Origin of the sequence: Malonomonas rubra DSM 5091, from assembly GCF_900142125.1 — a bacterium.
In the GTDB taxonomy this organism is placed as follows: Bacteria; Desulfobacterota; Desulfuromonadia; order Desulfuromonadales; family Geopsychrobacteraceae; genus Malonomonas; species Malonomonas rubra.
In genome coordinates this window covers 44,408-62,171 of sequence record NZ_FQZT01000009.1, presented here as the reverse complement: position 1 = coordinate 62,171, position 17,764 = coordinate 44,408, and the positions used below count along the sequence as shown (strand labels likewise).

General features: G+C 45.0%; 16 protein-coding genes. 11 read left to right on the top strand and 5 right to left on the bottom strand.

The features are described from left to right. Positions 1-15 precede the first annotated feature (15 nt). Genes yidC through rpmH form a run of 4 tightly spaced genes read right to left on the bottom strand, consistent with a single transcriptional unit; the run spans position 16 to position 2,375 of the window. Entirely contained in the window at positions 16-1,632 is a 1,617-nt protein-coding gene (gene yidC / locus BUB13_RS12435) for a membrane protein insertase YidC (protein WP_072909092.1), read from the bottom strand. 1 nt (position 1,633) lies between these two features. Continuing rightward, a complete protein-coding gene (gene yidD, locus BUB13_RS12430; protein ID WP_072909091.1) occupies positions 1,634-1,867 on the bottom strand; it encodes a membrane protein insertion efficiency factor YidD in 234 nt (77 codons plus the stop codon). Then, the gene (gene rnpA, locus BUB13_RS12425; RefSeq protein ID WP_072909090.1) at positions 1,860-2,210 is read right to left on the bottom strand and encodes a ribonuclease P protein component; all 351 of its coding nucleotides are present in this window, start codon (positions 2,208-2,210) and stop codon (positions 1,860-1,862) included. Before rnpA ends, yidD begins: the two co-directional genes overlap by 8 nt. A gap of 6 nt (positions 2,211-2,216) precedes the next feature. Continuing rightward, positions 2,217-2,375: a 50S ribosomal protein L34 gene (gene rpmH / locus BUB13_RS12420; protein WP_072909089.1), complete on the bottom strand. Its 159-nt coding sequence runs from the start codon at positions 2,373-2,375 to the stop codon at positions 2,217-2,219. Between the two features lie 292 nt (positions 2,376-2,667). Between rpmH and dnaA the strand changes: the two genes are divergently transcribed. From dnaA to BUB13_RS12365, 11 genes are all read left to right on the top strand, one after another. Further along, positions 2,668-4,020: a chromosomal replication initiator protein DnaA gene (gene dnaA / locus BUB13_RS12415; RefSeq protein WP_072909088.1), complete on the top strand. Its 1,353-nt coding sequence runs from the start codon at positions 2,668-2,670 to the stop codon at positions 4,018-4,020. Between the two features lie 225 nt (positions 4,021-4,245). Continuing rightward, on the top strand, positions 4,246-5,361 hold the full coding sequence (dnaN, locus tag BUB13_RS12410; protein ID WP_072909087.1) for a DNA polymerase III subunit beta: 1,116 nt from the start codon (positions 4,246-4,248) through the stop codon (positions 5,359-5,361). An 8-nt stretch (positions 5,362-5,369) separates the two neighbouring features. Continuing rightward, positions 5,370-6,428: a DNA replication/repair protein RecF gene (gene recF, locus BUB13_RS12405; protein WP_072909086.1), complete on the top strand. Its 1,059-nt coding sequence runs from the start codon at positions 5,370-5,372 to the stop codon at positions 6,426-6,428. A 15-nt stretch (positions 6,429-6,443) separates the two neighbouring features. Further along, positions 6,444-8,834, top strand: coding sequence for a DNA topoisomerase (ATP-hydrolyzing) subunit B (gene gyrB / locus BUB13_RS12400; RefSeq protein WP_072909085.1), 2,391 nt, complete (start codon positions 6,444-6,446; stop codon positions 8,832-8,834). 17 nt (positions 8,835-8,851) lie between these two features. Continuing rightward, positions 8,852-11,359 carry a DNA gyrase subunit A gene (gene gyrA, locus BUB13_RS12395; RefSeq protein ID WP_072909084.1) on the top strand — a complete coding sequence of 836 codons (2,508 nt, stop codon included), beginning with the start codon at positions 8,852-8,854 and terminating at the stop codon, positions 11,357-11,359. Further along, positions 11,295-12,167 (top strand): tetratricopeptide repeat protein, encoded by an 873-nt coding sequence (locus tag BUB13_RS12390; RefSeq protein ID WP_072909083.1) that lies wholly within the window; start codon positions 11,295-11,297, stop codon positions 12,165-12,167. The genes gyrA and BUB13_RS12390 overlap by 65 nt, the downstream gene beginning before the upstream one ends. After that, complete coding sequence (locus BUB13_RS12385; protein WP_072909082.1) at positions 12,168-13,196, top strand: NAD(P)H-dependent glycerol-3-phosphate dehydrogenase; 1,029 nt, start codon at positions 12,168-12,170, stop codon at positions 13,194-13,196. It abuts the gene before it with no gap. Between the two features lie 23 nt (positions 13,197-13,219). Continuing rightward, the gene (locus BUB13_RS12380) at positions 13,220-13,783 is read left to right on the top strand and encodes a peptidylprolyl isomerase (protein WP_084092073.1); all 564 of its coding nucleotides are present in this window, start codon (positions 13,220-13,222) and stop codon (positions 13,781-13,783) included. 99 nt (positions 13,784-13,882) lie between these two features. Beyond that, positions 13,883-14,620 carry an endonuclease/exonuclease/phosphatase family protein gene (locus tag BUB13_RS12375; RefSeq protein WP_072909081.1) on the top strand — a complete coding sequence of 246 codons (738 nt, stop codon included), beginning with the start codon at positions 13,883-13,885 and terminating at the stop codon, positions 14,618-14,620. 53 nt (positions 14,621-14,673) lie between these two features. After that, entirely contained in the window at positions 14,674-15,315 is a 642-nt protein-coding gene (gene nth / locus BUB13_RS12370; RefSeq protein WP_072909080.1) for an endonuclease III, read from the top strand. A 216-nt stretch (positions 15,316-15,531) separates the two neighbouring features. After that, positions 15,532-17,316, top strand: a complete 1,785-nt coding sequence (locus BUB13_RS12365) for a L,D-transpeptidase Cds6 family protein (protein WP_072909079.1) — start codon at positions 15,532-15,534, stop codon at positions 17,314-17,316. A gap of 93 nt (positions 17,317-17,409) precedes the next feature. On the opposite strand, the gene BUB13_RS12360 is transcribed toward BUB13_RS12365, so the two are convergent. Next, positions 17,410-17,610: a cold-shock protein gene (locus BUB13_RS12360; RefSeq protein ID WP_072909078.1), complete on the bottom strand. Its 201-nt coding sequence runs from the start codon at positions 17,608-17,610 to the stop codon at positions 17,410-17,412. Positions 17,611-17,764: the final 154 nt, after the last annotated feature.

Below are 17,764 nucleotides of genomic sequence, written 5' to 3'. Positions count from 1 at the left end.
CGCCTCACTGGTAAATCAGTCAGGCTGACGTTTAATAAGATACTGCTGCAAAATGGTCAGCAGGTTGTTTACCATCCAGTAAATAACCAAACCGGAAGGAAAATTCAGGAAGAGGAAAGTGAAGACAACCGGCATCATCAACATGATCTTTGCCTGATTCGGATCCATGTTGGTCGGTGTCATCTTCTGCTGAATAAACATGGTTGCACCCATGATCAGCGGAGTTATGTAGTAGGGATCCTTCGCGGACAAATCGGCGATCCAGAACATAAAAGGAGCATGACGTAATTCGATAGCACCGAGCAGAACCTGATAAAGAGCAAAGAAAACCGGAATCTGAATAAGCATCGGCAAACAACCACCAAGCGGATTAACTTTGTTCTCTTTATAAAAAGTCATCATTTCCTGATTAAGGCGCTGCTTGTCGCTGCCGTATTTTTCCCGCATCTTCTGCATTTCAGGCTGCAGTTTCTGCATACCCTTCATCGACTTATAACTCTTCTGTGTTAACGGCCAGAAAATAACTTTGATGCAGATGGTCAGCAGAATAATAGCCAGTCCGTAATTGCCGAGATAACCATAGAAAAACTTGAGGACATGCATCAGCGGTTTGGCCAAAACAGCGAAGAAACCATAATCTTTAGCAAATTCGAACTGATGTCCTGCAGCCTGAAGCAGATCATAATCTTTAGGACCAATAAAAGACGTATAATCAAGTACAGTCTTCTGCCCAGCATCAAGAGAAATAAAAGGAGAAATGAACTTATTACGGATAAGAGTATCGGCTTTTTCAATCTGTATTTGCTTAGCGGAATCACCAGCCGCCATAATGGTCAGGAAATACTTGCTAACGTTACCGGACCAGACAATATTTTCACCATAAATTTTTGCAGAGGATTCAAGGTCTTCAACTTTATCTTCTATTAATTCTTCGCCATCGAAAGAGAGTGGCCCAACAAAAGAATACATATTCTGCATCCCCTCGCCTTCAGCACTCGGATCGAGAGAAACCAGAGAAAGATTGAAATATCCCTTTAAAGACGTAGAACCAGAGTTTATCAACTCAACATTGACATCAACCAGGTAACTGTCTGCATGAAAAATGTAACTTTTTACAATTGTCAGACCTGATGACGTCTGAGCAGTAAAGGAAACAACCTTCTTATCTGCATCGACAGAAACAGATGTCGGGGTACCATCAGCTAGACTGAAAGGCATATCAGTAGGTATAGATAATCCTTCGCTGCCACTGGTCTGAAAGGTTGCGTTTTTTAGGTCCGACATCACCATATATTCAAACGGTTTAGCATCTTCGTCGTTTGACTCTTTGAACTGCTTTAGAGTAATCCCACGAATAGTTGCGCCTGTTGTCGACAATGTCATTTCGAAAAGTTCAGAAGAAACCGTTATCAGTTTTTCCTGATAATTAGAACGATCAATCTTCTGCTCAACCACTGCTTCAATGTTCGTTGCAGTAAAAGGTGAAGTTTGCTCTACAGCTATATTTTTCTGTTCAGCAGCTTGCTGTTCTACTACCGGAGCCGGTGGCTGCTGCGGTTGAAAAAACATGCTGTAACCGGACCAAAGAAGAATTATCAGTGCAATAGCTATAATAGCTCTATTGTTTTCCATCTTAACTTTCCTGTTTATTCACCACAGGGACAGGGTCGAACCCACCCTGATGAAATGGATGACATTTAGACAAACGAATTAAAGTTAAAAAACAGCCTCGTAGAAGACCATGTGTCAGAAGAGCTTCGCGGGCATAATTGGAACACGAAGGGTAAAAACGACAAGACTGCGGCAACAGCGGGGAAATGCAGGTGCGATAGAAATCAATCAACAACACAAAAGGTTTTTCAACCATTGAGATGTCCTTTAGCTTCTAACGCATTTTGTAGTTCTGCAAAAATATCTTTATGCGACAGATCTGCAGCACCACGTTTTGCTACAACGGAAAAATCGACAACGTTAGTAAATTTACTCTGCTCACGACGAAAAAATTCACGAACATTTCTTTTTACTCGGTTGCGCATAACCGCATTACCGACTTTGCGACTTACGGTAAGACCTAAACGGCAGCGCAATGACGAATTTTCCGCCAATAAAAGAATAAAATGGGGTGTATGTATTTTACACCCCATTTTCCAAACCTGATGAAATTCCCAAGACTTGCGCAAACGGCAAAGTTTTGGAAAGTTCTGATGCATGTAATTTTATTTCTGCGGAGTGGTTACCGACAGAGATTTACGGCCACGACTGCGACGACGGTTAATAACCAGACGACCGCTCTTGGTCTGCATCCGCTTGCGAAAACCGTGAGTACGCTTACGCTTGATACGACTCGGCTGATAAGTGCGCTTAGGCTTAGACATCTTTTTATATCCTCCAGTTTCTTAGTGCTGACAAAGTAGTCCATAAAACATATCTTTTCGTTTAAGTCAATCAAAATCAGGGAACAAAATATTCTGGCAGAGAGTTAGGATAATGTTTTATACTGCTTCGATTATTCTAAGAGATACTCTATATTGCTTTAAAATTGGCTTAAAATGAAAATATTCAAATATATTTCATAAGCATTTGTATACTATTTTTCTCTTAAAAATTAAGTAAAAACAGATATTTAAGTTTCATAAACAGATGTTTATAAGTTGTGGATTAATATAAATGAAGAATATTTGGCAAACAACTCTTAAAAAACTGGAAAAAAATATAAGTCCACAAAATTTTTCCACCTGGATAAAACCAATAAATTTCATCAGCATCACTGATGATCAGGTAAATCTAGAAGTCCCAAATAAATTTATCAAAGGGTGGATAAAAGATAATTACCAAAAAGTCATTGAAGAAGCCATCTCCGACATAGGCACGGTTAATTATCGGATAAGCATCTCAATTAACGATAATCCGGAGATAAGAGAAAAACCACAACCAGAAAAACAAGAAAAAACTGAAATAGAAACTAATAAAAAAAATTTATCGCTTAAAGGAAATGATCAGTTTTCAAATATAAATAAAAAATACACGTTTGAAAGCTTCGTTTCCGGACCATCAAATCAATTTGCCCATGCAGCAGCTATGGCTGTCGCCAATAACCCAGCAACTACATATAATCCTCTTTTTATATATGGGGGTGTTGGTTTAGGTAAAACTCATATTGTTCATGCTATCGGCAATGAAATTCTGAATAAAAATAATAATCTTAAAATTTGCTATTACTCGTCAGAAAAATTTACAAATGAGCTTATAAACTCACTACGTCATGCGAAAATGGACGAATTCAGAAATAAATTCCGTTCCATAGATGTTTTACTTATAGATGATATACAGTTCATAGCAGGGAAAAAAAGTACCCAAGAAGAATTTTTCCACACGTTTAATGCTCTGTATGAATCACATAAACAGATTGTAGTTACTTCTGATAAATTTCCCAAAGAAATTCCAGATCTTGAAGAAAGATTGCGCTCACGTTTTGAATGGGGACTTATTGCTGATATTCAAGCACCAGACATAGAAACAAAACAAGCTATTCTCAAAATGAAAGCAGATCAAAATAATATTGAACTACCAGAGGATGTTTCTTTCTTTCTTGCTAATTCAGTGATAAGCAACGTTCGCGAGCTCGAAGGTTACCTGATCAGAATAGGAGCTTTTTCAAGTCTGACATCAACCCCTATAAACCTTGAAATGGCCAAGAATATCCTCAAGGATATTATCATCGAACAAAATAAAGAAATTACAGTAGAGAATATCCAGAAAACTGTAGCGACGCATTATCAGATTAAAACCAGCGACCTTAAATCTTCTAAACGATTAAAAACTCTGGTTTTACCGCGTCAAGTAGCAATGTATATAAGCCGTAAACTAACGTCTTCTTCATATCCGGAAATTGGCACAAAGTTCGGTGGTAAAGACCACTCAACAATCATTCATGCTATTAAAAAGATAGAAAAAAACCTGGAAGAAGACTTGCAACTGAGGACAACAGTTGAAAAGCTTATAAACAGCATAAAACCATAAGTTGTTTATAAAAATGTTATCGATTGGTGATAACAGGTCAAAAAAAACTCAACCAACAATCTGAGATAAAAAATAGACAGACAATAAACATTTCTTATGGAAAAAATTTTAGCGTAAAAATAAGCAGTTATTGAGTTTTCCACAAATTCACAGCTGCTATATATAGACTACTATTTTTTAAATAATTAAATAATAATAAATAGATAACTGTGGACGGAGGAATGCATGCAGTTTCACATCAGCAAAGAGACTTTTCTCAAAGGCCTAACAAAGGTTCAAGGAATTATTGAAAAAAGACATACCATCCCAATTTTGGCAAATGTCCTGATTGAAGCTAAAAATAATGAAATAATTATTACAGCTACAGATCTCGAAGTAGGTATAAAATCAAATTACAATGCTGATGTTATCACAGAAGGAAAGGTGACAGTTTCAGCAAAAAAACTTTTTGAGATAATTAAAGAATTACCTAATAAAACAATTAAATTCACATCTAAAAGTAATTTTTGGGTAGAAATAACCTGTGAAAAATCGATTTTTAACCTTGTTGGTTTATCACCAGATGAATTTCCTAAATTTCCTGATCTAAGTAATAATTTAAGTAAAATAAATACGGAAATATTTAAAGAAATGATAGATAAAACTATTTTTTCTGTATCTAATGACGAAACAAAATTTAATTTAACAGGTATTTTTATTAAATCAGAAGTAGATGAATTAAAAAACAATATGGCTTTTGTATCAACCGATGGCCATCGACTATCAATGATAGAAAGAAATTTATCAAGTAAACTTGATGATAAATTTAAAGATGGCTTTATATTGCCAAAAAAAGGAATAAATGAAATAAGAAAAATGATTGATGGTACTGAAGAAGAAATAAATATAGGTATATCAGATAATAATTTTTCTGTTAGCACTGATGCAACAAAACTAATTATGCGTATGGTTGATGGTGATTTCCCTGATTATAAACGAGTAGTACCAGAAAAAACTACCAACTCAGCAGTTATTGACAGGGAACTTTTTTTACATTCTCTAAGAAGAATTTCTGTACTTTCGAGTGAAAAATCAAAAGGCGTTAAAATAAATTTATCTAATGATTGTCTTACACTTTATTCTTCAAATCCAGACATTGGGGATGCTAAAGAAGAATTGGACGTCGTTTATACTGGAGCTGAAATTTCAATAGGTTTTAATGCTAAGTATATTATCGATATTCTTCAATCGATTGATAAGGAAAATGTCATTCTTTTCTTAAAGGATAATATTTCTCCTGGTCTTATTCAGCCTGAAAATGATGAAGATTATTTAGCTGTTATTATGCCTATGAGACTTTAATAAGTTAGATGTATATAGATCATCTGAAAATTAAAAATTTTAGAAATATAGATTTTTTAGATGTTTCATTTGATAAAAGATTAAATTTTATTTTAGGAAATAATGCTCAGGGGAAAACAAGCATAGTAGAAGCTATTTATTCAGTTGCTTTTCTGAAAAGCTTTAGATCGGAAAAGAATTTAGAGCTTTTAAAATATGGTAAAGATGAACTTAATATAAATATTGATATTGTTAATTCTGGAGTTATTGATAGAGCGAATCTTTATATTTCTGAATATAAAAAACAGATAAGACTAAATGGTAAAAAACCTGAAAACTACAAATATTTAAATGTAGTAATTTTTTTTCCTGATGAAATAAATTATATATCTTCTTATCCATCTTTTAGGAGAAGCTTAATAGATAGGTCTATTTTTTATGTAAATTATAATTATATAAATATTTATAAAAAATATGTTCGCTGTCTTAAGCAGAGAAATATTTTTCTTAAGAAGAAAAATTCTGAGATCGATTGTTGGAAAGATCAGCTTATAAATTATGGTGCAGAGATTATTAGGGAAAGAATAAGATATATTGATAAAATAAATAAATTTTTTAAAAATGAAAATTTTAAAAAAATAAATGAAGAAAATTATGAGTTAAATTATTCAAAAAAAATAAGTTCTTCAATCGAAGAACAATTAGCCGAAGAATTAAACCGTAAGCAGGAAAGAGAACGTCAACTTGGCTATACCCTGGTTGGGCCGCATCGCGATGATATTATTTTTTTATTGAATGATCGCCCAGCTGATGCGTATGCATCTCAAGGCCAGAAACGTTCGATGATTATTTCTTATAAAATGGCTCAGATTATTGACTATAAAGCTGTTCAAGGTCATTATCCGGTTTTAATTCTTGATGATATGGCGAGTGAATTAGATTCAAAAAGGAAAAATATCCTGTTAGAAAACCTGCTACAGAATTCGGGACAAGTTTTTATCACCTCGACAGATTTTAAGCAGGCTGAGTTGTACAGAAAAAGTAAAGTGTTTCATGTCATAGATGGCACGGTCAGCACAGCTGATTGATGTAAGAGGAGTAGTATGGCGGAAGAAAAGAATTACGGTGCGGATAGTATTCAGGTCCTAGAAGGTTTGGAAGCTGTTCGTAAAAGACCAGCGATGTACATTGGTTCTACATCGACTTTGGGTTTACATCACCTGGTTTATGAGGTTGTTGATAATTCGATCGATGAAGCACTGGCCGGTTACTGTGATGATGTTACTGTAACCATTCATGACGATAACTCAGTTACCGTACAGGATAACGGCCGCGGTATTCCGGTCGATATGCATGAAACACAAAATAAGTCTGCTGCTGAAGTTGTCATGACCGTGCTACATGCTGGCGGTAAATTCAACGATGAAGGAGAAGGGGCTTACAAGGTCTCTGGTGGCTTGCATGGTGTTGGTGTTTCAGTCGTAAATGCCCTCTCAAGTAGACTTGATCTGGTTATTCGTCGCGATGGTAAGGTTCATAGACAGAGTTACGTGCGGGGTGTCCCGACCGGACCTTTAGTCGTTGACGGTGATACCATCAAGAGAGGAACTAAGATCACCTTCTGGCCTGATCCAGATATTTTTGATACCACCGAATTTTCCTTCGAAACTTTGGCACAAAGGCTGCGAGAATTGGCCTTTTTGAATGCTGGCGTGAAGATCCTCATCAGTGACGATCGGACAGAAAAGAAACATGAATTTATCTACGAAGGTGGTATCCGCTCTTTTGTTGAATATCTCAATCGTGCAAAAAGTCCGCTGCATACCGCACCGATGTATTTCCACGCCGAAAAAGAAGGTGTGGAAATAGAGATAGCCATTCAGTACAACGATGGCTATGACGAAAAGATTTTCACCTTTGCCAACAACATCAATACCCATGAGGGTGGTACCCATCTCAGTGGATTTCGTGGCGCATTGACGCGCACGATGAATGCCTACGCTAGCGCTAATAACCTGTTGAAAAATATAAAAGTTTCTATTTCCGGTGATGATTTGCGCGAAGGTATTGCCGCAGTCATTTCGGTCAAATTGTCCGACCCACAGTTTGAAGGTCAAACAAAAACAAAGCTGGGTAATTCGGAAATAAAAGGTTATGTAGAATCGATGATGAACGAGAAACTGGCTGAGTTTCTCGAAGAGAATCCACAGGTCGCAAAGCGGATTCTGGAAAAAGGCATCGAGGCAGCCCGGGCAAGAGAAGCAGCGCGGAAAGCCCGCGACCTGACCCGGCGTAAAGGTGCTCTTGAAGGTTTGTCACTGCCAGGGAAGTTGGCTGACTGCCAGGAAAAAGATCCGGCGCTCTGCGAAATTTACCTGGTCGAGGGTGATTCCGCGGGAGGTAGCGCCAAGCAAGGGCGCGATCGTCGTTACCAGGCGATACTGCCGCTCAAAGGTAAGATCCTCAACGTTGAGAAAGCGCGCTTTGACAAACTGCTGACATCCAACGAAATTCGTACCCTTATTACCGCAATGGGCACCGGCATTGGCAAGGAAGACTTTGACGTCTCCAAGTTGCGCTACCACCGCATCATCATCATGACTGATGCCGATGTCGACGGCTCGCACATCCGTACTCTGCTGCTGACTTTCTTTTTCCGGCAGATGCCGGAGATCGTCGAGCGCGGGCATCTCTACATCGCCCAGCCGCCGCTCTACAAGGTCAAGCGAGGGAAAAAAGAACTCTATCTCAAGGATGACGAGGCTTTACTGGAATATCTGCTTGATACCGGTACCGATGGCGTAAGCTTGGAGATGGACGAGGGCGAAAAAGTGCTTCGCGGCAAGCAGATCATTCCGACCTTGCGCAACATTCTCGAGTTTAATCAGCACTTTGAAAAAATCGTTAATCGTGGTGTGCCGAGTGAGATTTTGCGTATTTTCCTGCGTGGCAAGGTGAAAAATGGTTTTGCTGATAAAGCACACCTTGGCCCTCTGGCGGAGCGTTTGCGTGAAGTCGAGCCGAATGCCAGTTTCGAAGTGATGGAAGATCCGGATCGGATTCTCGTCACTTACGGTAACCTGCATGCTCGCATCGACCGGCAGACGGTTGAGACTCTCTCTTCTCACGAGTACAAACTCCTGTTGAATTCGTACAGACAGGTCGAAGATATCTGCAAAAAAGGACCGGCTATTCTGCGCAGTGAAGGGAAGGAGGATAAAGTCCTCGAAGACCGTAAAGAGCTGCTCGAAACTTTCTTCGCCCGGGCGAAAAAAGGCCAGTACATCCAGCGTTATAAAGGTCTCGGTGAAATGAACCCGGATCAGTTGTGGGAAACGACGATGGATGCGGAAAAACGGGTACTGCTGCAGGTGACTATAGAAGATGTCGTCCGGGCTGATGAAATTTTTACCGTCTTGATGGGTGACCAAGTCGAACCACGCCGCGAATTCATCGAATTGAATGCTCTCAACGTCGCCAACCTCGACGTTTAAGGTTTTCGGAGACATAGATGCACACAGAAGAAAACAAAGTCACGGTTAATATCGAAGACGAAATGCGCAAGTCCTACATGGACTATGCGATGAGTGTTATCGTCGGTCGCGCATTGCCGGATGTGCGCGATGGGCTTAAACCGGTCCATCGGCGGATTCTCTACGCCATGCACGATCTCGGCAATGATTTTAACAAGCCGTACAAAAAATCGGCCCGCGTGGTTGGCGATGTTATTGGTAAGTATCACCCGCACGGTGACAGTGCGGTTTACGATACTATCGTCCGTATGGCGCAGGATTTCTCCATGCGTCACCCACTGGTTGACGGTCAGGGGAATTTCGGATCCATCGATGGTGATAACGCCGCTGCGATGCGTTACACCGAGATTCGTATGGACAAACTCTCCCACGAACTTCTGACCGATATCGAAAAAGAGACTGTCGATTTCGGCCCCAACTATGATGATTCACTGGAAGAACCGCTGGTTCTGCCCTGCAAGTTCCCGAACCTTCTGGTCAACGGTTCTGAGGGTATCGCCGTCGGTATGTCGACCAAAATTCCACCGCACAACCTGGGTGAAGTGATCGACGGACTGGTCGCATTGATCGACGACCCGCGTCTGAGTATTGAGGAGCTGATTGAAAAAGTTCCCGGCCCTGACTTCCCGACGGCCGGTTTTATCAATGGTAAAGAGGGGATTTGCGAAGCTTACTCGACCGGTCGCGGTATCATCCAGATGCGCGCTCGTGCTCTGGTTGAAGTCGATCGCCGCAGCGGGCGCGAGGCGATCATTGTCACCGAAATACCTTATCAGGTTAACAAGGCAAAACTGATCGAAAAAATTGCCGAGCTGGTGAAGAACAAGAAGATCGAAGGGATCTCCGATCTGCGTGACGAGTCGGACCGCGATGGCATGCGCATCGTTATCGAGCTGAAACGGGACATGGTTCCTGGTGTCATCCTCAACCAGCTTTACAAGATGACCGCCATGCAATCGTCTTTCGGTATCATTATGCTGGCGATTGTCTCTGGTCAGCCGAAGATTCTGACCCTGCGCGAGGTGCTCGATTCCTTTATCGATCACCGCCGCGAGATCGTCACTCGGCGCTGCGTTTTCGAGCTGAAAAAAGCGGAAGCCCGTGCCCATATCTTGCAAGGTCTGAAGCTGGCGCTCGATAATCTGGATGAAGTGATCGATATCATCAAGAGCAGTGCCAATCCGGCAGAAGCCAAGATGCGCCTGATGGAGCGTTTCAGTTTCTCCGATATTCAGGCCCAGGCTATCCTCGACATGCGTCTGCATCGTCTCACCGGACTTGAGCGGGATAAGATTCTCGAAGAACTGGAGCAGGTACTGGCGCAGATCAAGCGACTGAAAGAGATTCTTGCCAGCGAAGTAGAAATTCTCAAGATCATCAAGACCGAGCTGCTTGAAGTCAAAGAGAAGTTCGCCAACCCGCGTCGCACTGAGATCATTGATCGCACCGCCGACCTTACCCTCGAAGACATGATCGTCGAAGAGGATATGGTCGTCACCGTGACCCACGGTGGTTATGTCAAGCGCAACGCGGTTTCCCTTTACCGCGCCCAGCGCCGTGGCGGCAAAGGCAAGAGCGGTATCAAGCCGAAGGAAGAGGATTTCGTCGAGAACCTGTTTATCGCTTCGACCCATTCTTACATCCTGATCTTCACCACCCTCGGCAAGGTTTACTGGCTGAAGGTTCACGAAATCCCGCAGGGCGGCCGTGCTTCGCGCGGCAAAGCGATTGTCAACCTGCTCAACCTGGCGCCGGAAGAGAAGGTTACCACCATCCTGCCGGTCAAGGAGTTCGAAGAAGGCAAGTATATCGTCACCGCCACCGCCAAGGGCGTGATCAAGAAGACCGAACTGATGGCTTACTCCAACCCGCGTGCTGGCGGCATTATAGCCCTGACCATTGATGAAGGTGACAGCCTGATTGAAGCCCGCCTGACCGACGGTAAGCGTGACCTGATCCTGGCGACCCGCAACGGCAAGTCGATCCGCTTCCCGGAAGGGAATGTTCGCTCAATGGGCCGCCCGGCCCGTGGCGTGCGCGGCATGACCCTGGAAGGTGATGATGAAGTGATCGGTTTGCAGTCGGTGACTGAAAACACTGCATTGGCACTGGTCACCGTGACCGAGAACGGCTACGGCAAGCGGACTGACATTGCCGAATACCGGGTCCAGAGTCGTGGTGGTAAAGGAATCATCACTATCAAGACCAGTGAGCGTAATGGCAAGGTGGTCGCGATCAAGATGGTCGACGAGGACTCTGACCTGATGTTTATCACTGACCGTGGTAAGCTGTTGCGGACCAAGGTCAATAATATCCGCTCCATCGGCCGCAACACTCAAGGAGTGCGGATGATGGTGCTGGAAGAAGATGAGCTGATCGTCTCCGTCGCTAAACTGGCTGAGAAGGAAGAGGCTGAAGTTGATGAAACTGCAGCGGTTGAAGAAGCAGCTGAAGATCAAGCAGCGCCAGACGGCGCGGAAGAATAAAGCATCCCGCTGGATTTTGCCGGTATTGCTGTTGCTGCTGATCGCAGCAGCCGCAGTACCGGTTTACCAGCAGCTGCAAAAAACGGCTCCGGAAAGATTATTTGATAAAGCTCTCGAACTGGAGAGCCGCGGTAAAATCGATGCTGCACAGGAAAAATTCCGCAGCATTTTCACCTCCTATCCACAGTCCGATTTAGCTCCTGTAGCTCTTTTGCGCAGCGGTAAAATCTGGCACTACGATAAACGTCAGGAACAGCGGGCACTGCTCGAATACCTGCAACTCGAACATGATTATTCCGGCCATTCGGAGGTTCGGGAAGCACAGTTATCAGCTGCGAAGATCATCAAGCATTCATTGCGAGATTATTCCCGTGCGATCGGTTTTTATCAGCGTCTTTTGGATCAGTCGACGGTAGATCGTGACCAGCTTTACTATGAGATTGCAGATTGCTACTTCCGGCTCGATAATTACAGCCAAGCCCGGATTGAATTGGAAACTCTGCTCGAAGAGTATCCGCAAACTTCGCTTTTAGCCGATGTCCTGTATCGCAAAGGAAGTCTGCTGCTGTTGGAAAATAAACTGGAAGCCGCCCGTCAGGACTGGCAGCAGTTGATCGAACAGTTTCCGGAGAACAAACAAAGTATTCAGGCTCGCTTTAATCTTGCACAGTTGCTTGAAGAGGGAGAACGGCTGCAGGAAGCGCTGAAGATGTATCAGGAACTGCAGGATTTTCCTCGTCCGGCGCTGCTGCAGGAGAAGATTGAACACCTGAAAAAACGGATTGCTGCGAAAAAGAAGGCCATTTAAATGAAAAATAACGAACAAAAATATGCCGTTATCGGTGCGGGGAGTTGGGGAACGACACTGGCCAACCTGCTGGCGGAAAAAGGAAATCCGGTCAGCCTCTGGGTTTACGAGGAAGATTTGGCAAAACGGATGCAGCAGACCGGCGTAAACGATGTCTACCTGCCCGGTTTTACTCTGTCACCGAATTTGACCTATACCTCTGATCTGCAGCAGGCCGTCAGCAACAAAGAGATGCTTTTGTTCGTTACGCCTTCCCAAGTGACACGGCAAGTCCTGCAGCAAGCATTACCCTATGTTTCAACCGAGGCTAAGGTTGTTTGTGCCTCCAAAGGGATCGAAAATGAGAGCTTGATGCTGCTGTCGCAAGTGTTTGAGGAATTGCTGCCCCGACAGATGCACAATCAGCTCGGCTTTCTCTCTGGCCCTTCATTTGCCAAAGAGGTGGTTCAGGGAATGCCGACGGCCGTTGTGGTTGCTGCTCACGAATTAGCAGTGGCGGAAGAAATTCAGGCGATTTTCAGCACAGACAACTTCCGTGTTTATACGCACGACGATATCATTGGTGTCGAACTTGGCGGGTCGATGAAAAATGTTATTGCCCTCGCTGCCGGAGTGGTCGATGGTCTCGGCCTAGGACATAACAGTCGGGCAGGATTGATAACACGCGGCCTGGCGGAAATGACCCGACTCGGATTGAAACTGGGCGGCCGGGCGGAAACATTCGCTGGTCTGGCTGGCATGGGGGACTTGGTTTTAACCTGTACCGGAGACCTCTCGCGCAACCGAACGGTCGGTATGGAATTAGGCAAGGGGCGGACGTTGGATGATATCCTTGCCGGCATGCAGATGGTCGCCGAGGGGGTTAAAACAACTCTTTCCGCCTACCAGTTGGCGCAAAAGCTGGGTGTCGAGGTTCCTATCATCGAGCAGATGTACCAGATTCTTTATCAGGAAAAAGATCCCCGCCAGGCGGTCAGTGATCTGATGCTGCGCGACCTGAAAGCGGAAGCGGTTCGTAGCGACAACTAAGTACATCCAAAACAGGAGCAGTCATGAAAAAGGTTATCCTAACAGCTATTGTCCTGGTTTTTATCTGCAGCGTTGTTCAGGCTGGGACGTTGGTAGAAGTGAAAACCAATCAGGGTGTTATCAAGTTTGAGCTGGAAGACGAAAAAGCGCCGGTTACGGTAAAAAATTTCCTCAGTTATGTAGATGAAAAGTTCTACGATGGCACTATTTTTCACCGTGTCATCGATGGTTTTATGATTCAGGGTGGCGGCTTTGACCAGTTCCCCCGCCGCAAGCAGACAAAGGCCGCGATCAAGAATGAAGCTGATAATGGACTGCTCAATGCCAAGGGCACCATTGCCATGGCGCGTACCGGTGTTATAGACAGCGCTACCAGCCAGTTTTTTATCAACCTGGTTGATAATAAATTTCTCAACCATCGTGGTAAAACCGGCAATACTTACGGTTATGCTGTCTTCGGTAAAGTGGTCGAAGGGATGGATGTCGTCGAAAAGATCGGCAAGGTACGCACTATTGTGAAAAGTCCAGCTTTCCGAGATTATCCGGAAAGGCAGGTGATCATCGAATCGGTGCGCCGGATCGATTGAGTATTGACCTCTACAGTTTGGCATTTTTTAACACATAAGCGCTGGTTCTTTTTGATTTTCAGATTATAATCGATAGCTTAGACCTGAAAGGATGAGGGGATGGCAACCTTCCGGATCATGAGTTATCATGTTAACGGATTTCGCGGTGCATCGGGGGAGATCGATTCTTCCCTCAGTGCGCGTGTTATCCGTTCGCAAATGCCGGATCTTGTCATGCTGCAACAACTGGGCTCGCCGGTTGCTGCTGGCACTCTGGAAGAGTTTTCCGATCAGGTCGGACTTGCCGCTTACGGACCGGACGAACAAGGCTCCTGCTGTTTCCTTTCCCGTTATCCCCTGCACAATGTTCAGGAATTTTCCCTTGGTCACGGCGGCCGCTGCGTGCGTGCTGACCTCGATCTGGAAAGCGAGCGCTTTCACCTGTTCAACCTTTGCCTTTCCTTCGATCCCTGGCAAAGGCGCGATCAGGTGCGGGCGTTGCTTAGCGATCAGTTGCTGAATAACCGGTCATTGCCTTGCGCAACCATCATCAGCGGCGATTTTACCTTGCCGCTTTGGGGATATGGGCAGATCAGCCTCTCGGAGCATTTACGCCGAGCCCGTTTTCCCCTCTGGAGAGCAAACTACCCCGGAAACTTCCCTCTCTGGGGACGGGATCGCATATACTTCCGAGGTCCTATCAGGGCTTTGGCCGGAACGGTTCTAGCGACAGCTGATGCGCGTAAAGCATCCCCTCATCTGCCTTTGATTCTGACGGTTGAGTCCTGCGATAACCGGCGTTTTTTGAAGTTACACGAGCGGATTCGGTTGCGAAAGGCCGACCCTGTTTGTGGATAACCCTGTTGATGCTGTTGATAACCTTTCTGGCAAAACTGTAAAACTGTTAATAAATGAAGAAAAAAGACCGCGCACTCTACCTATACCATCAACTTGAACAAGCCTATCCCGGTGCCAGATGCGGACTTGATTACCAGAACGCCTGGCAGTTGCTGGTAGCAACTATCCTTTCTGCTCAATGTACCGATAAGCGGGTGAACCTTGTAACTGTTGATCTTTTTGCTTCTTTACCGGGGCCCAAAGAGATGGCTTCGGCGACCCAGGAACAGGTGGAAAGCCTGATTCGCACGACCGGCTTCTTCCGCAACAAGGCGAAAAACCTGATTCAATGCGCCGAGCAAGTGCTAAGCAAGCACCAGGGGGAAGTGCCAAGGACCATGCCGGAGTTGGTTGACCTGGCGGGAGTTGGGCGGAAAACGGCAAATGTTGTTCTTGGCAACGCTTTTGATGTTCCGGGAATGGTCGTTGATACACACGTCAAAAGGCTTTCGCGGCGTTTTGGCTGGACCAAATCGGATAACCCGGTTCAGATCGAGAAGGAGTTGAGCAAACTGCTGCCACCTGAGGTCTGGACCCAGGCTGGTCACGTTATGATTGCTCACGGCCGGGCTTGCTGTAAAGCACCGATACCAGTCTGCAGTCAGTGCCCAGTTCTCGAGTTGTGCCCACGGAAAACAGTTGACCGGGCACGATAAATTAGCTGTCTTTAAAGAAAAAACTAGAAATTGTTAATGTTTTCCTATAACATTGATATGCTTTGAGGGGTGGAATACCTGTTTTAGGCCATGTTGCCGGCCTCTGTCTGAGACCAAATGAAAAGTTAACCTTACTCAGATCAATGTCTGAATCTATCGCTGAATGACGAGGCAACTCTTCTCCGCAGATTCAGGTCATAAATGGCGGGAGTTACAATGCTAGAACCAGGTCAACAGTTCGGATTGTATGTCATCAAAGATGTCATCGATTCTTCTACCAACCATGCTTGCTATTGTGCAGAAGACCCCTTCTTTAACCGGGAAGTTAGTTTAACACTCTACCCCGGTGACCAGTTTTCCGATGAACAAAAGCTGGGTCGTTTGGAGCTCCTGCTGGAACGTCTGGCGCTTCTTGATCATCCGTCTATCGCGCCAATTTATGATTCAGGCAGCGAAGAGGGCTACTTTTACTATACGTCAGCTGTCTACAACAGCGAAAACCTGGCACGCTACCTCAGCCAGCAGCCGCTCACGGCCGAGGAAAGTCTGAAAATTATCCTGGAGCTGGTCCTGGCGCTGGAGTATGCCGCCGGCCAGGATTACCAGCAGCTAGAGTTGCAGCCCGAAGCGATCTGCTTTGATGGGACTGGACGGGCTGTGATGACCGACCTGGGTATTGACAGTCTGATTTATCAACTTGAAACCAACGCCAGTGCCGAGCCTAAAAATCTTTCGGCAATCTTTGAGGAGCTTGGCAACTTGCTGCTGCAAATGCTGCTGGGCCCTCGATATTCTTCGAAAAATGCGGTCGCAGATTTGCTGGAGCAGATTGACAATCAGCGTATGCGGCAGTTACTTGCACGCTTTCTGTTACCTGAAGAATGGCCGTTTGAAAGTTATGCAGAGTTAAGGGATGAGCTGGGCAGTTTTGACGGGTTTGAAACAGAATCCGCAACTGAAAGTCGGCAGGAAGAGCAGGAGCAGGCTCAGCAGGCGGAAAAAATGATTGCCGATGTCCGGCAACTGGTGGCCGAAAAGAACAGCCTGCAAAAATCGCTCGACGAGGCCCTTTACAGCCGAAGCCAGACGGAAAAGAAGCTGAATGAAGGTGAGCGCCAGCTGGTACTGGCCAAACGTGAAATTGCTCGCGTCAAGGAAGAGGCCGCTGTTGCCTGGGAGCTGGTTGCAGGTCAAAAATACGATCGCTGGCGGCCGCTGATTTGGGCGGTGGGTGGTTTTGCTATTGGCTTTGTTCTCTCTGGAAGTTACGGATACTACTACAGTGAACAGACTCGTGATGAGCTGTTGGCCAAGCTTCAGCAGAACGAGGAACTGATAAAAACGGCGGCCTGGCGGCCGGCGGAAAAGCAGCAGGTACAACATGTAGAAGAGACTGAACCTCAGGCGAAGATAGAAGCTGTTGCTGCCGTAGATACTGAGGTGACAGTTGCGGAAGAGGTGACCGTTACGCAGAGCGAGCCGGTGATGCCGGTTGAGGAAGAGACGCAAAGTTGGTGGCCAGCCGGTTCGGAGTTTTCCTCCGCCGCGGCGATTCCGATTGAACAGATCAAGGTTGCCTTGGGGCTGGAAGGGAAAACCGTCAGCGAGCATCTGCCGGAAATGCTCCGTCAGGAGGTGCTGGATACTGTGCAGCGCTGGGCAGATTCCTGGGCGCGCCAGGACCTGTCAGGTTACTTTTCCTTTTACAGCGAAAACTATCGACCGGAACTTGGTCGCAGTCAGGATGAGTGGCGACAGATGCGGAGCACCCGCGTCACCCGGCCGGAATGGATCGAGCTGAATGTGGATGACATCAAAGTGCGCCAGATCAGCGATGACCGTATTCAGGTGAAGCTGAAGCAGAGCTACCGCTCCGATTTCTATCAGGATCAGATCTTCAAATCGATCAACCTGATCAAGGAGGATGGTCAGTGGCGGATCTTGATGGAACGTTCCCTTGGCTTTGTCGACAGGTCACCGATCAATCTCGTCGGTGGTTGATACAAAAAAGCTCCCCGGTTTAAACCGCGGAGCTTTTTTGTTGGATGCGCCTCTAAAAAATCTGACCGTTTGCCGCCCGGTCGAAGTATTTTTTTAAATTTTCACCACGTTGGAAGATTGTGGACCTTTATCTCCCTGAATAACATCGAAACTGACCCGATCGCCTTCGGCCAAAGATTTGAAACCTTCCGACTGGATCGCTGAAAAATGGACGAACACGTCTGGGCCGCCCTCCTGCTCGATAAAACCAAAACCTTTTGAATCATTGAACCACTTAACAATACCTTCAGCCATGCTTCCTCTCCTTGTATTACGAGGGCAACCAGAAATTGGACATTTTCGCTTCTATCACAGGGCCGGATTAAAAACAACGTAAATGTTTTAATGATAAGGCCTTTTCTGCGCGAAAACAGGTGGAAATGTTAGCGAAGAAACAACTCAATTCATC